Source organism: Burkholderia sp. AU28863 (assembly GCF_002223195.1).
Lineage (GTDB): Bacteria > Pseudomonadota > Gammaproteobacteria > Burkholderiales > Burkholderiaceae > Burkholderia > Burkholderia sola.
The window spans coordinates 130,116-144,758 of the sequence record NZ_NKFE01000002.1 but is presented as its reverse complement, the minus strand read 5'-3'; the positions used below and the strand labels follow the sequence as shown (position 1 = coordinate 144,758).

General features: G+C 67.6%; 15 protein-coding genes. 6 read left to right on the top strand and 9 right to left on the bottom strand.

Annotated features, from left to right (window positions below; translation table 11 throughout):
* Positions 1–76 precede the first annotated feature (76 nt).
* A complete protein-coding gene (locus tag CFB81_RS02050) occupies positions 77–1,360 on the bottom strand; it encodes an MFS transporter (protein WP_089434493.1) in 1,284 nt (427 codons plus the stop codon).
* Positions 1,361–1,578: 218 nt separating this feature from the next.
* Between CFB81_RS02050 and CFB81_RS02040 the strand changes: the two genes are divergently transcribed.
* Both CFB81_RS02040 and CFB81_RS02035 read left to right on the top strand, forming a co-directional pair.
* Positions 1,579–2,199: a TetR/AcrR family transcriptional regulator gene (locus CFB81_RS02040; protein WP_069619472.1), complete on the top strand. Its 621-nt coding sequence runs from the start codon at positions 1,579–1,581 to the stop codon at positions 2,197–2,199.
* 76 nt (positions 2,200–2,275) lie between these two features.
* On the top strand, positions 2,276–2,848 hold the full coding sequence (locus CFB81_RS02035) for a DUF1415 domain-containing protein (protein WP_089434471.1): 573 nt from the start codon (positions 2,276–2,278) through the stop codon (positions 2,846–2,848).
* A gap of 28 nt (positions 2,849–2,876) precedes the next feature.
* Here the strand turns inward: CFB81_RS02035 and CFB81_RS02030 are convergent, their stop codons facing one another.
* The 5 genes from CFB81_RS02030 to CFB81_RS36000 form a co-directional block, all read right to left on the bottom strand.
* Complete coding sequence (locus tag CFB81_RS02030; protein ID WP_069619507.1) at positions 2,877–3,767, bottom strand: SAM-dependent methyltransferase; 891 nt, start codon at positions 3,765–3,767, stop codon at positions 2,877–2,879.
* An 89-nt stretch (positions 3,768–3,856) separates the two neighbouring features.
* Positions 3,857–4,990: a class I SAM-dependent methyltransferase gene (locus tag CFB81_RS02025; RefSeq protein WP_069619470.1), complete on the bottom strand. Its 1,134-nt coding sequence runs from the start codon at positions 4,988–4,990 to the stop codon at positions 3,857–3,859.
* Between the two features lie 136 nt (positions 4,991–5,126).
* Positions 5,127–5,459, bottom strand: a complete 333-nt coding sequence (locus tag CFB81_RS02020) for a YegP family protein (RefSeq protein ID WP_069619469.1) — start codon at positions 5,457–5,459, stop codon at positions 5,127–5,129.
* A 154-nt stretch (positions 5,460–5,613) separates the two neighbouring features.
* A complete protein-coding gene (locus CFB81_RS02015; protein ID WP_089434470.1) occupies positions 5,614–6,108 on the bottom strand; it encodes an LEA type 2 family protein in 495 nt (164 codons plus the stop codon).
* Between the two features lie 433 nt (positions 6,109–6,541).
* On the bottom strand, positions 6,542–6,754 hold the full coding sequence (locus CFB81_RS36000; protein ID WP_179234850.1) for a hypothetical protein: 213 nt from the start codon (positions 6,752–6,754) through the stop codon (positions 6,542–6,544).
* Positions 6,755–6,768: 14 nt separating this feature from the next.
* Here CFB81_RS36000 and CFB81_RS02005 point away from each other — a divergent pair, with 14 nt between their 5' ends.
* Positions 6,769–8,937, top strand: a complete 2,169-nt coding sequence (locus CFB81_RS02005; protein WP_089434469.1) for a M1 family metallopeptidase — start codon at positions 6,769–6,771, stop codon at positions 8,935–8,937.
* A 122-nt stretch (positions 8,938–9,059) separates the two neighbouring features.
* Here CFB81_RS02005 and CFB81_RS02000 read toward each other — a convergent pair whose 3' ends face one another.
* Positions 9,060–9,980, bottom strand: coding sequence for a LysR family transcriptional regulator (locus CFB81_RS02000; protein WP_069619466.1), 921 nt, complete (start codon positions 9,978–9,980; stop codon positions 9,060–9,062).
* Positions 9,981–10,139: 159 nt separating this feature from the next.
* Between CFB81_RS02000 and CFB81_RS01995 the strand changes: the two genes are divergently transcribed.
* Both CFB81_RS01995 and CFB81_RS01990 read left to right on the top strand, forming a co-directional pair.
* Complete coding sequence (locus tag CFB81_RS01995) at positions 10,140–11,117, top strand: zinc-binding alcohol dehydrogenase family protein (RefSeq protein WP_089434468.1); 978 nt, start codon at positions 10,140–10,142, stop codon at positions 11,115–11,117.
* Positions 11,118–11,143: 26 nt separating this feature from the next.
* Positions 11,144–11,293: a DUF1427 family protein gene (locus CFB81_RS01990; RefSeq protein WP_252996640.1), complete on the top strand. Its 150-nt coding sequence runs from the start codon at positions 11,144–11,146 to the stop codon at positions 11,291–11,293.
* A gap of 27 nt (positions 11,294–11,320) precedes the next feature.
* Here CFB81_RS01990 and CFB81_RS01985 read toward each other — a convergent pair whose 3' ends face one another.
* Complete coding sequence (locus CFB81_RS01985) at positions 11,321–12,349, bottom strand: transporter (RefSeq protein WP_089434492.1); 1,029 nt, start codon at positions 12,347–12,349, stop codon at positions 11,321–11,323.
* A 213-nt stretch (positions 12,350–12,562) separates the two neighbouring features.
* Entirely contained in the window at positions 12,563–13,549 is a 987-nt protein-coding gene (locus tag CFB81_RS01980) for a phage tail protein (protein WP_069619464.1), read from the bottom strand.
* Positions 13,550–13,670: 121 nt separating this feature from the next.
* On the opposite strand from CFB81_RS01980, the gene CFB81_RS01975 reads away from it, so the two are divergent.
* Entirely contained in the window at positions 13,671–14,516 is an 846-nt protein-coding gene (locus CFB81_RS01975; protein WP_069619463.1) for a M15 family metallopeptidase, read from the top strand.
* Positions 14,517–14,643: the final 127 nt, after the last annotated feature.

The following is a 14,643-nucleotide window of genomic DNA, read 5'->3' as shown; positions in this document are numbered from 1 at the left end:
GATCCTGCCGCGCTATGCAAATCTCCGCGCGTGCAATGGCCGGCCGCAGCGCGTGCGGCCGGCCGGTCGGCCGCGCTCAGGCCGCCTGCGCGGCCGCGCGCGACGGGCCGCGATTGATCCGCAGCACGATCAGCGCGCCGACGATGCACAGCCCGCCCGAGATCATCGACGCGATCGTGTAGGTGCCGAGGCTCGCGCGCAGCAGCCCGGCGCCGAGCGCCGCGAATGCCGCGCCGAGCTGGTGGCCGGCGACGATCCAGCCGAACACGACCGGCGCCGCGGCCTTGCCGAACACGTCGGTCGCGAGCCGCACGGTGGGCGGCACGGTCGCGATCCAGTCGAGCCCGTAGAACATCGCGAACAGCGGCAGCCCGAAGAAATCGATCCCGAACGCATGCGGCAGGTAGATCAGCGACAGCCCGCGCAACCCGTAGTACCAGAACAGCAGCACGCGGTTGTCGTAACGATCGGACAACCATCCCGACAGCGTCGTGCCGAACAGGTCGAACACGCCCATCGCCGCGAGCAGCGACGCGCCCTGCACTTCGGTCATCCCGTAGTCGCTGCACATCGCGATCAGGTGCGTGCCGACATAGCCGTTGGTGCTCGCGCCGCAGATGAAGAAGCTGAAGAACAGCAGCCAGAAGTCGCGCGAGCGGCTCGCCATCAGCAGTGTGCGGAACGCGACCGCGAGCGGGTTCTCCTTCGTCGCATCGGGCGCCGCCGGCGTATCGGCCGGCTCGCCGTACGGGCGCAGCTTCACGTCGGCCGGCCGCTCGGGCAGCAGGAACGCGACGAGCGGAATCACGATCGCCGCCGCCACCGCGACCACCAGCACGACCGGCCGCCAGCCGTGGCGCTGCGCGATCGCCGCGAGCATCGGCAGGAACACGAGCTGGCCGGTGGCCGTGCTCGCGGTCAGAATTCCCATCACGAGGCCGCGCCGCGCATGGAACCAGCGCGTGACGAAGGTCGCGGACAGCGTCAGCGCGACGACGCCCGTCGAACAGCCGACCATCAGCCCCCAGATCACCACCATCTGCCAGCTCTGCGTCATCATCGACGACAGCGCAACGCCCGCGCTCATCGTCACGAGCGCGGTGAGGATCGTCGGGCGCAACCCGAAGCGCTGCATCGCGGCGGCCGCGAACGGGCCCGTCAGGCCGTACAGCGCGATGTTCACCGAAATTGCCAGCGAAATCGCCGCGCGGCTCCAGCCGAGCTCGCGTTCGAGCGGCACCATCAGCACGCTCGGCGTCGCGCGCGTGCCGGCTGCCGCCAGCAGGATCAGGAATACCACCGCCGCCGCGAGCCACCCGTAATGGAAGCGCCCGCCGATTCGTGTCACCGCCCAGTTCATCTTCATGTTCTCCAGTTGGCGTTCCGGTGTCGTCGCACCCGCTCCGCCCCGATCAGGCCACCTCCGCCGCGCATTTCAACATCGGCTGACCCGGGCCGACGCTTGGCATTCGTCTGTCGATCCGGCCGCGATTGTTACCGACCGGTCACAACTGTGTTGCGATCGTAGTTACCAGTCGGTAACATGTCAAGCAATCCATTACGTAGTCGAGGGTCATCATGTCGGGCATCGAGGTCGCCAAACCGCTGGCGCGGCGCACGCGCCGGCCGATCGACGGCGCCACCGCGCAGGAGCACCTGCTGCGTGCCGCCGAGGAGCTGTTTTACAAGGAAGGGGTGCGAACGGTCGGCGTCGAGGCGGTGGTGGAACGCGCGGGCGTCAACAAGATGAGCCTGTACCGCCAGTTCTCGTCGAAGGACGAGTTGATCCTCGCGTATCTGGAACGGATGGACGCATGCTTCTTCGAGCGGCTCGACACGAGCGCCGCGAAGCATCCGGGGCAGCCGAAGGCGCAGTTGATCCAGTACTTCGTCGATCTCGCCGAGCGTGCGACGCAAAAGGACTACCGCGGCTGCCCGTTCGTCAACGTCGCCGCCGAATTCCCGGATGCGTCGCACCCGGCGCGCGAACGCGTCGCGCAGAACAAGGAGCAGTTGATGAAACGCCTCGTCGCGCTGTGCGAAGGCGCCGGCGCGCGACAGCCGAAGGCGCTCGCCGATGCGCTCGCGCTGGTGGTCGAAGGCATCTATGCGGCGAGCCAGACCTACCGGCATGGCGAAACGCCGATCGGCACCGCACCCGCGCTCGTCACGCAGTTGATCGAAGCGGCCTGCGCGTGACGGGCCGCGCGCGTGCGTCCCCGGCGCGCCGGCTACAATGCGGCCCTCTTCGCCCTTCCGCCCGACTGGTATCACGATGATCGACACCCGCCCCGACTCGCACGACGACATCCTCGCCGCCACGCGACACTGGCTCGCGCGTGCGGTGATCGGACTCAACCTGTGCCCGTTCGCGAAAAGCGTCTATGTGAAGGAACAGGTGCGCTACGCGATCAGCGAAGCGACGACGCTGGAAGACGCGCTCGCCGAACTCGAAACCGAGCTGCGCGCGCTGGAAGCGGCGGACCCGCAGCAGGTCGATACGACGCTCGTGATCTACCCGCACGCGTTCGCCGATTTCGTCGACTACAACGATGCGCTGTTCTTCGCCGAGCGGCTCGTGCGGCAATTGCGGCTCGACGGCGTGCTGCAGATCGCGAGCTTCCATCCGCAATACCGATTCGACGGCACCGAACCCGACGACATCGAGAACTACACGAACCGCGCGCCTTATCCGATCCTGCACCTGCTGCGCGAGGACAGCATCGCACGCGCGGTCGACGCGTTTCCGGACGCGTCCGCGATCTACGAAAAGAATCAGGAAACGCTGCGCCGCCTCGGCCACGAGGGCTGGCGCGAATGGATGCGCCGGCCGGGCGACGACGTGTGATGCGGCGGGCGGGCGCGCTGCCCGCGCGTCAGCCTTCGGCAGGCTCGACGGCGGCGTCGCCCGCCGCGGCGGCCTGCGCGACGAAGAAGCGCTCGTTCAGCTCGGCGAGCCCGAACATCGCGAGGATTTCGTTCAACCGCTCGCCCGGCTTGCGGCGCGGCAGGTTCTTGTACTGCGCGATGATCAGCTCGTTCTTCATCGAATGCTCCCAGCCGACCAGCTCGGTCACGCTGACCTGGTAGCCGTGCGCCTCGAGCTGCAGGCAGCGCAGCACGTTGGTGATCTGGCTGCCGAATTCGCGCGTATGCAGCGGATGCCGCCACACCTCGGTCAGCGCATTCGCGAGCGACTTGCCCTTGTTCCTGCGCAGCACGCCCGCGACTTCCGCCTGGCAGCACGGCACCAGCACGATGTGCTGCGCGCGCTTCGCGAGCGCGAAGCGGATCGCGTCGTCGGTCGCCGTGTCGCATGCGTGCAGCGCGGTGACGACGTCGACCGTGTCGGGCAGTCGCGGCGACGTGATCGAATCGGCGACCGACAGGTTCAGGAACGACATGCCGCCGAACCCGAGCCGCGCGGCGAGCTCGGTCGAGCGCGTGACGAGTTCCTCGCGCGTCTCGATGCCGTACACGTGTGACGCGAACGCCGGCGTGCCGTGCCCCGGCTGCTGCTTGAAGAACAGGTCGTACAGGATGAAACCGAGATACGACTTGCCGGCGCCGTGATCGACGAGCGTCACGTGGCCTTTGTCGGCCTGCACGCCGGCGAGCAGCGGCTCGATGAACTGGAACAGGTGATAGACCTGCTTCAGCTTGCGGCGGCTGTCCTGGTTCAGCTTCCCGTCGCGGGTGAGGATGTGCAGTTCCTTCAGCAGCTCGACGGACTGCTCCGGGCGGATTTCGTGGGTCTTGTTCGACATCGTGAAGCGACGCCGGGCCACGGTCGGTCGACCACGGCCCGGCGGCGGAAATTCGTGAGGAATGGCGGTAGTTTACCGAAAATATGCGGTCAGGCCCGGGCGCCGAGCCGCCACAGCGACGTGACCTCGGCGCGACGCGCCGCATGCAGCGGATCGTCGGCGTCCGCCGACTTCGGATGCGCGGGACGGATGTCGTCGCGGCCGAGCACGACGAGACCGGCTTCGTCGATCCACTGCAGCAAGGTGTCGCGCGGCCGCAGCCCGAGATGCTCGGCGAAATCGGACAGGATCAGCCAGCCCTCGCCGCCCGGCTCCAGATGCGCGGCCAGCCCCGCGAGGAAACCGCGCAGCATGCGGCTGTCCGGGTCGTAGACCGCGTATTCGATCGGCGCGCTCGGCCGGGCCGGCACCCACGGCGGGTTGCAGACCACGAGCGGCGCACGGCCGGGGGGAAACAGGTCGGCCTCGACGATCTCGACCTGGCCCGCATGGCCGAGCCGCGCGACGTTCTCGCGCGCGCAGGCAAGCGCGCGCGGATCCTGGTCGGTCGCGACGATGCGCTCGACGCCGCGCGACGCGAGCACCGCCGCCAGCACGCCGGTGCCCGTGCCGATATCGAACGCGAGCGACGTCGCCGGCAGCGGCGCACGCGCGACGAGCTCGACGTATTCGCCGCGCACCGGCGAGAACACGCCGTAGTGCGGATGGATCGGCGCGCCGCCGAGCGCCGGAATCGGCACACCCTTCTTGCGCCACTCGTGCGCGCCGACGAGGCCGAGCAGTTCGCGCAGCGACACGACCGACGGCACACCGCCGGGGCCGTACGCCTCCTCGCAGGCCGCCCGCACGTCGGGCGCGCGGCGCAGCGGGATCGTGTAATCGGCGTCGAGCGGGATCAGCAGCATGCCGAGCGTGCGGGCGCGCTGCGATTGCGCGAGACGATGCAGGTTGAACGCCTCGACGCCGGCCCCGGCCTTCGCCTTCTTCGGCTTGCGTTCGACACGGCGCGCCATCGCCTGCACGAGCTGGCGCGCATTCTGGAAGTCGCCCTGCCAGACGAGCGCGGTGCCCTCGCAAGCGAGGCGGTAGGCCGCATCGGCCGTGAGGCGGTCGTCGGCGGGCACCGCGCGCTTCGGCGGTTGCACGCCGGCTTCGGAGCGCCAGCGCACGGCATGATCGACGCCGTCGGCGTCGGTCCAGTGGAAAAGGGGGAAATCGGTCACGCGAACTCGGTACGGTTGGCTTCAACGGCGGCGAGAATTCACCGCGCGGACCACACCATACCGCGCTTTGCCCGACCCGGCAAAAACAGGCACCGCGACGATGGCCCGAAGGCATCCGTCGCGGCGCCGCCGTCAATCAGGCGAGATCGACGGTTTCCGCCACGGGCGCATCGCGCTTGACGGCCGCGATGCCGTTGTCGCGTGCCTGCGCGCTGCTGTACGTTTCACTCGTGCCGATGACCTGGTGGTTCGCTGCCTTCAGGTTGAACATGGGCTCACCGTTGTGGGCGAGCTTGCGCTCGTAGCGCTCATCGAGCGGCGCGTTTTCCCGCACGGACGCGATCCCGTTTCTCGCGCCGCTTTTCTCCTCGTACCGCTCGCTCGCGAGGATGATCTCGCCGTTCGCCGACTTCAGGTGGAAGTAGTACTGGCCGTTCGTGGCCTTCTTGAGCTCGAATTTTGCCGCCATGGCGTTCCCCTAAAAGAATGTCCGACCCTCGGACATCGGCAAGTGTAAGGGGGTGCGCCGACAAAAGTCGACATTCGGGGGAAATAGACGTTAAAGACTGTCAAATGGTGAATTTTCCGACACATTTGACCGACGTTTAAGTTGGCCGCACGATCTATCCGCCCCACCCCGGCAGGCTCGGCAGACGCAGCGTGCCCGCGTCGTTGAAGTGCACGGTGCCCAGCCCGCTGCCGGCGAGCCGGCCGCGCAGCGCATACGGCAGCTCACCGTTCGCGGCCGCGCCGGGCAGGTTCCACGCCTGCCGCGCGGCCGCGAAGGCCGACACCGAAACCGGCACGTCGAGCACGGCCTCGCCGAACCGCGGCACGGTGCCCGCCCGGTCGCTGACGCCGCTCGCGAACGGCGTGCCGTTCAGGTCGAGCGAGACCGAGATGCCGTCGTAGTCGATCGGCGCATCGCTCGGATTCTGCACGCGCAACTTCAGGCTGAAGCGCATCTCGAGACCTTGCCCGACGAGCGGGTCGAGCCCGGCGACCGACACGCGCACCGGCTCGCGCATGAGCCCCGCGCAACCGCCCAGCAGGAACACGGCCGCGAACAGCAGCAGCACGGCGCGCAGCGGCGCGAAACGGGACAGGGTTCGCGGCATGGGAAGGCCTCCTCGCGGCAATCGGTGAACGGGGCGCGTCGGTGCATTGTACCGACCGTGCCTGTACCGGCCGTGCCGCCCGTCACGGGATTTCGTAGTTTCCGCGGCAGCGCGAGATCGTTAATAGATTAAAACTACGAAATTGCCGGACAAACGGAAAGCGCATTAATGACTTCCAGCATTCAATGAAGCGCCCGGATTTCAATAGATGCTCTTTCTAAATTTTTCGTTTCCTTTACCCAAAACCATCAAGTATATTTACGCATCCTTGGAGCAAGCCGACAAACCTTGAAGCCGCATGACGGCGAATTTACGGGACGGCGATACGCTGTCCATCCGTCCTGCGGCCTGGCCCGGCCAGCCCCGTAGGTCGTCGGTTCAAAGGGATTGCGCGCCCGTGCCGGGCGTGCGGCCCCGTGTCGTGCGCGCGAAATCAATTCAGTACAACACGCGCCCGGCCATTTTGAACCGGCCAGTTAAACGACATCCGGAAATCCAGAGGGGGCAGTAAACCATGATTACCTTCACGTAGTCGGCCGCCGTCTTTTTCGAATAATCCGTCATTGGCATTTTTTCGCTGTTGATTAAACGGCGAGGGGATTGCTTTTGCCGGCGTTTTCGCAGCACTGAACGATTCTTTCAACAATCGAGGTTTCAGTCATGTCGATTCATATTCGCAAGATGCGTTATCTGCCGCTCGTCGCCGCACTCGCGCTAGCCGGGTGCGGCGGCGACGACGGCGGTGCAGGCTCCGCTTCCGCACTCAGCTCCGCCGGCGCGCCGCATACGGGCTCGTCGCCCGCCGTCACCGCGCCGCCGAGCGCATCGAATGTCGACAAGAGCGTCTCGCCTGTCGAATTGCCGGACACGGTGGTGCCCGTGAACTACCGGCTGTGGTTCCGCCCGAACGACGCGCTGGACGCGTTCGACGGCCGCGCCGACGTCGAGATCAAGGTGCTGAAGCCGGTCAACAACATCGTGATCGCCGGCCACCGGATCAAGTTCACCAACGGCCGCATCACGCTGCAGCCGGGCAACATCCAGCTGATCGCGACGCCGCAGGACAAGGGCGACTTCTATCAGCTGCGCCCCGCCGCCGGCACGATCGCGCCGGGCAATTATTCGCTGCACATGGAGTGGTCGGGCATCATCAACTTCAAGTCGTACGACGATCCGGCCACGCAGACGGGCGGCAGCTGCGGCGACGATCCGTATCCGGGCTGCTCGGCCGCGGAGGGCGTATTCCGCGTCGACCTGAAGGGCACCGACGGCAAGACGAGCGGCGCGATCCTGACGCAGGGCGAAACCAACCTGTCGCGCCAGTGGTTCCCGGGCTGGGACGAGCCGGCGTTCCGCCCGACCTATGAAGTGACGGCCGAAGTGCCGCAAAGCTGGCGCGTCGTGTCGAACGCGGCCGAGAAACCGTCGACCAACGTCGGCGGCGGCTACAAGCTCGTGCAGTTCGAGAAGACGCCGCCGATGCCGTCGTACCTGCTGTTCTTCGGCGGCGGCCTGTTCGACACCTACGAGGACGACTTCACGAGCCCGCTGCCGGGCGGCAAGGGCGGCCTGCACCTGCGCGTGTTCACGCCGCCGGGCATGAGCGACTGGGCGAAGCCGGCGATGGACCGCACCAAGCAGGCGCTCGACTATTACTACCGCTACACGGGCATCCCGCTGCCGCTGACGAAGTTCGACACGGTGGCCGCGAACGACGCGTTCAAGGAGCAGAAGGACCTGAACTTCGGCGGGATGGAGAACTGGGGGTCGATCCTCGAGTTCGCCGACGACATCCTGCCGCAGCCGGGCCAGCCGATGTCGCGCTACGGCAACGAGGTGCTGACGCACGAAGTGGCGCACCAGTGGTTCGGCGATCTCGTGACGACCGACTGGTGGGACAACGTGTGGCTCAACGAATCGTTCGCGACGTTCTTCGAGACGAAGACGACGATCCAGTTCTTCCCCGACGAGTTCAGCTGGCTCGACCAGGTGAAGAACAAGTATCGCGTGATCAATCGTGACATCGGCCCGAACGCGTTCCCGGTCGCGCCGAACTTCAACGACTGGGCGTCGAACGACTTCGTGCTGAGCGCGAGCGCGTTCACGTACGACAAGGGCGGCCACGTGCTGAAGACGCTCGAGAACTATCTCGGCGAGCAGACGCTCCGCAAGGGCCTGCAGCAATACCTGGTCGACTACTCGTTCGGCAACGGGACGCCGAAGCGTCTGTGGGACGCGCTGTCGAAGGAGAGCGGCCAGTCGGTCGGCCCGATCGGCGACAGCTACGTGCGTCAGACCGGCGTGCCGCTGATCTCGCTCGACACGCAGTGCGACATGACGAAGAACCAGACGATCGTCACGCTGAAACAGCAGCCGTTCCCGAACAAGAACGCGTATCCGGGCCTGCAGTGGACGGTGCCGATCACGCTCGCGTACGGCCAGGGCCTCGCGAAACGCACGACGCTCGCGCTGAAGGATACGCAGGCGCAGACGCGGATCGACGGCTGCACGGGCGTGGTCGCCGACCCGAGCGGTCTCGACTACTACGTCGTGAACTACAGCGACGCGGCCTGGAGCGGGCTGCTGACGCAGGTGAACAGCTCGACCGATCCGGTGCTGCTGGAGAACCTGAAGAGCGAAGCGGCGCTGCTGGTCGCGAACAACCTCGCGCCGGCCTCGCGCTCGACGTCGATCGGCTCGGTCGCTTCGCCCGCCGCGATGAAGCTGCGCCAGACGCCGACCTTCGGCGGCATCGAACCGGTGACGAAGGAACGCCCGGCACGGCAATACCAGGGCCTCTTCAAGCCGCGCAAGGTAGTGACGCAGTAACGGTGCGGCTCCGGCCGGTGCCGCGCGACCCGCGGCGCCGGCCGGCGTACCGGTTTCTCCGACCTGTTGACGGGCCTCGCATGCGAGGCCCTTTTTTCATGCGGCACGGCGTTCGCCGGCCGTCACGCCCACGCGGCATCCCACGCCGGCTGCGCGAACCACGTGGCGAGGAACGCGACGAGCCGCGACGTGCGCGCACTGCCGCGCGGCTGCTGGCGCAGCACGTGAATCGTCGCCGCCTCGGGCGCCGCCGCGTACTGCGGCAACAGCGCGCGCAACCGTCCGTCGCGCAGCGCGTCCGCCACGAGCCAGGTTGGCAGGTGCGCGAGACCGAGCCCGTCGATCGCCGCCTCGAGCAACGCTTCCGAATGATTGCTGCGAAACCGCGGCTGCGCCGGCGCGTGACGGCGCTCGCCGAAGCGCCATGCGCCGGGCGGCGGCGCGCCATGCCACGCGAGACAGTCGTGGCCGGCGAGCGCGTCGGGCGATGCGGGCTCGCCGCGGCGGGCGAGGTAGGCCGCGCTCGCGCACAGCACGCGCCGCTGCGGCGCCAGCACCGTCGCGACGAAACGCGTGTCCTCGAGCGGGCCGATGCGCACCGCGAGATCGACGTCGGAGCCCAGGCGCGCGCCCTGCAGGTCGACCATGCTGTCGGTCAGCACGAGATCGACCTGCAGCGCCGGATGGCGCTGCATGAACGCGGCCAGCGCGGCCATCAGGTGCCGCCGGCCGAAAGGCGCCGGACAGTCGATGCGCAGCAGCCCGCCCGGTTCGTCGTGCTGACTGTGCAGGTCTTCCTGCAATCCGCGCAGCTCGGCCAGCATGCGTGTCGCGCGCCCGTACAGCAGTTGCCCGGCCTCGGTCGGCCGCAACGCGTGCGTGGTGCGATGCAGGAGGCGGATGCCGAGCTGCGTCTCGAGCCGGTCGATGCGCCGCGTGACCGACGACGCGGCGACGCCGAGCCGGCGCGCGGCCGCGGAGAAGCTCTGCTGGTCGACCACGTCGACGAACAGCGCAAGGTGCGGGGAAAGGAAGTCGTCCATTCGGAGCCTGTGGCGTTGGCTATGCGGAAAACGCAAAACTATCATCCGCCTTTGCACGTTTCCGCGTCAAATCGGGCCCACTAGACTGCATTCACCGGTTTCATCCGCCGCACGCGCCGGCCCGCCGGGCCGGGCGGCCGCCACTTCACGGAGATCATCATGCGCAGCATCCGCTTCGACACCCCCGCCGCCGACATCGAGTCGCTCGATGCGCGGGTCCGGGACATCGCCCCGCCCGTACCGGCCGACGGCCAGATGCTGATCGAGGTGCGCGCGGCCGGCGTGAACCCGAGTGACGTGAAGGCCGCGCTCGGCCGCATGCCGCACGCGGTGTGGCCGCGCACGCCCGGGCGCGACTGGGCGGGCATCGTGCGCAGCGGCCCCGACGACTGGATCGGCGCGCCGGTGTGGGGCTCGGGCGGCGATCTCGGCGTCGGGCGCGACGGTTCGCATGCGGAATGGCTCGTGCTGGACGCCGCGCACGTGCGCCGCAAGCCGGGCGTGCTGACGCTCGACGAGGCGGCCGGCGTCGGCGTGCCGTTCGTCACCGCGTACGAAGGCTTGCGCCGGGCCGGCATGCCGACGGCCGACGACGTCGTGCTCGTGTTCGGCGCGAACGGCAAGGTCGGTCAGGCCGCGATCCAGCTCGCCAGCGCGCGCGGCGCGACCGTGATCGGCGTCGAGCGCGGGCCCGGCGACTATCGCGGCCACGCGTCGGGCGACGTCCACATGATCGACGCGTCGAGCCGGACGGTGGCCGACGCGGTGCGCGAGTTGACCGGCGGCCACGGCGCGGACGTCGTCTACAACACGGTCGGCAGCCCGTATTTCGAAGCGGCGAACGCGTCGATGGCGATCGGCGCGCGGCAGATCTTCATCTCGACGATCGAGCGCAGCGTGCCGTTCGACATCTTCTCGTTCTATCGCGGCCAGCATACGTTCGTGGGCATCGATTCGCTGCAGCTCGGCGCGGCCGCGGTCGCGCAGATCCTCGACACGCTCGCGCCCGGCTTCGGCAATGGCACGCTGCGCCCGTTTCCGATCGGCGACGACTACGTGTATCCGCTCGAGCGTGCGCACGACGCGTATCGCGCGGTGCTGGCCGGTGCGCGCGAGCGCGTCATCCTCAAGCCCTGACACCGAACCTACGGGAGACCGCCATGATGGATTACGTGACCTCGCTCGCGGTGGGCATCGGCGTCGGCGTGTTGTACGCGCTGCTGCACGTACGCTCGCCGGCCCCGCCGCTCGTCGCGCTCGTCGGCCTGCTCGGGATGGTGATCGGCGAACGCGCGATCGCGCTGCTGCGTTGATGCGTTGATGCGTCGCCCGATGCGGCGCTAGCGATCGTCGCGGCGTCGGAACGCCCACCACGCGGCCAGCGCGGTGAAGCCGGCAACGAGCAGCACCATCAGCCAGAAACCGTGCTTGTTCTCCGAGAACGGCACGCCGCCGACGTTCATCCCGAAGAAGCCCGCGACGATGTTGATCGGCAGCGCGATCACGGTGACGAGCGTCAGCGTGAACAGCGTCCGGTTGTTCTGCTCGTCGAGGCGCGAACCGATCTCTTCCTGCAGCAGCTTGATCCGCTCGTTGAGCCCCGCCAGATCGGCGAGCACCAGCGAGAATTCCTCGGTCGACTCGCGCAGCTCTTGCACGTCTTCCGTGTGCAGCCACGCGGGCGGCTTCGCGAGCAGCCGGAAGATCGAGCCGGGTTCCGGCGCGAGCATGCGCTGCAGCCGCGTGAGCGTGCGGCGCATCGCGCCGAGCTCGATGCGGCTCGACGTGAGCCGCTGCGACAGGAAGCGATCCTCGATGCGATCGACGTCGATGCTCGTGCGCCGCATGATCTGGATCAGCAGGTCGGCCTGATCGCGCAGCAGATGCACGAGCAGCTCCGCGGGCGAGCGGAATCGCTCGCCGTCGCGCACGGACGCGCGCAGCGTGTCGACCGAGCGCAGCGGCTTGAGCCGCGCGGTCACCATGATGCGCCGCTCGACGTGGACGAACAGCGTCGCGATCTCCGACGGCGTGAGTTCGAGGTTGAACATCACGTCGTTGACGATCGCGCGCAACGCGCCGTCCTCCTGCTCGATGCGCGTCGAGCGCGAGCCTTCGTGCAGGAATTCGAAGAAGCTGTCGGGCAGCCCGAGATGCGTGCGCATCCAGCGCTCGCTCGCGCCGTGCGCGAGATTGAAATGCAGCCAGACGAAATCGCCCGATGCGGCCGCGCCGTGCTCGCGGCACGTGCGCAGCCACGCGGCGGCCGCGTCGGCATCGAGCATCGCGCCGGCGCCGCCCGGAACGAAGCGGAATCCGCACACCATGCCGGACGTATCGGCGCCGTAAGTCTGTACGATCAGGTCCATCGTGTCGAAGGTGATGCGGCGCGCGGCGCGCCGCACATCGCGGGTCGCGGGCCCGCGCCGGGAAAAGAAAGGAAACGTATGCCCGACGGGTGTGACGCGTTCGTGACAGCGTCATGCGGCATCATACCGGCAGCTTCTCCGTGCCTCCGAAAACAACGCGCCGCCCAATGGGCGGCGCTGACAGGGAAGACGCCGGGGCGTGCGCGACACGCGTTACTGCCGCGTCTCCGACTGCGCGGCGCTCGGGCACGCAGGGTCCTTGCCCCAGTGGCCGTCGCACACGCGCCAGCGGCACAGCTGATCCTCGAAGAAACCGCGCTCCGAGCACTCCTTCACGCGCGACGCCAGCGCGCCGCCGGTCGCCGCCGTCTTGGTGGGCACGGCCTGCGCCTTCTGAGCGGCGAGTTTCTTGTCGGCCGGCTTCGTGCGCGCGACGAGCGCGGCGAGCAGATCGGCATCCGGATCGTCCTTCGCGCCCGCCTTCGCGGTTCGGGTCGGCGCCGTTTCGCGGCGCTTCTTCGCCTGCGCGAGCTCGGCCTGCTGTTCCTTGCGATGCTTGCGGGCTTCGGCCTTCGCATCGGTTTTCGTGTCGGTCTTGCCGTGGGCCGCGACCTTCGTGCCCTTCGACGCGTCGGCCTTCGCCGTCTTGGTCGTCGCCGCTGCTGCTGCGGCCGCAGTTGCGGCGACGCCGGCCGTGGCCGCCGCGCCCGAACCCTCGTCGGCGCCGTTGGCGAGCGCGCGCGACAGGCGGCTGTTGTCCGCGGCGGAAGCGGATGCGCCGGACGCCGATGCGGATGCAACGGTCTGGGACGCCGAATCGTCGTTGACGATCGTGGCCGGTTGCGCGGCCGGTGCAGCGGACGCGCCATTCTGCGCGACCTGCGCGGCGGCGCCGCTGGCCGGTGCGGCCTTGGCCGGCGCAGCCGCCGATGGTTCCGTCGCGGCCGCGATCGCGGCAGGCCGCTCGCCCGACGACTGCTGCATGCGCCACGCGCCCCAACCGCCGACGGCCACGACCAACGCCACGACGGCGGCGATCGGCGCCTTCAGCGAACGGCGCGGCGGCTCGGCGGGCGGCGTGACACGCCCTTCCAGATCCGCGAGAATGCGCGACTGCCGAGGTCCTCCCTCCCCTGCCGGTTTAGTATCGGACAGCAGGCTGGGCGGAGTTTTCGAATTTGAATTTTCCGGCGCACTCATTCAGCGTCTCATTGAATCCTGGTTTAATTCACCGCGATAATATAGCCCGGCCTCTTGAAGCAGCCTGATTCTAAGAGCAAGCATTGCAAAACACAATCAATTCCAATTTCCGGGGATTTCTTTGATTGCCGTCGCACTCGTCGCCTATTTCGCCCTAGCCGTCGCGGTTGCGGCACTGTTGCTTTTACCGGGTATCCGCGCGAGCGTTTTCGAATCGGTCGCCCAGCTTCACGGCCGCCTGACGCGCCGGGCGAACGATCGCGCCGCCCGCGCGCGGAGTCAGATTGTTAAATCGGCAACCGTGACGCGCGGCGCATTAAGCGACGTGCAAAATTTACTGGTTCGGCGGCGCTTGATGATTATGGTGTCGGCAGGTATTCTTGCGACGCCGCCATTGGTGGCCATTGCGTTACGCGGTCGGCAATTATTTCAGTACGACGACACGGCGCGCGTGCCCGACGAGAAGATCGCCGCGCTGTTGCAGGGCGAACAACTCGTGCCGCCGCCGCCGTTGCCGCCGGAAGTCTTTGCCACGAAGGAAGTCGAGCAGGTCCGCCCGGCGCTGAAGGACGCAAGCCGCGACTGGAACCTGCTGGACCCGGATTTCCGGACGCGTTTGCTGCTGGTCTACAAGATCATGCACGAACAACATGGTTATGAAATGGCGCTGCTGGAAGGCTACCGGAGCCCGGAACGACAGAACCGGCTCGCGCAGATGGGCACGAACGTGACCAATGCGGCGGCGTTCCAGAGTTATCACCAGTTCGGGCTGGCGGCCGACAACGCATTCCTGCGCGACGGCAAGCTGGTCATTTCCGAGAAAGATCCGTGGGCGATGCGCGGCTACCAGTTGTACGGCCAGGTCGCCGAGCAAGTCGGCCTGACCTGGGGCGGCCGATGGAAAATGATGGATCTCGGGCACGTGGAATACCATAAACCCGGTTTTAAACTGGGACGCGGCAGCTAGTCAGGGCTGCCGGACAAGAAATAATGAGGGCGGCATGGGGCTTTTTAATCACCCGGCAGGAAACGATTTGGGCGGCGCAAACAATCGGGCATTCCGGTGCGCGATTTTTTCCGGCCGCCGCTTCCGT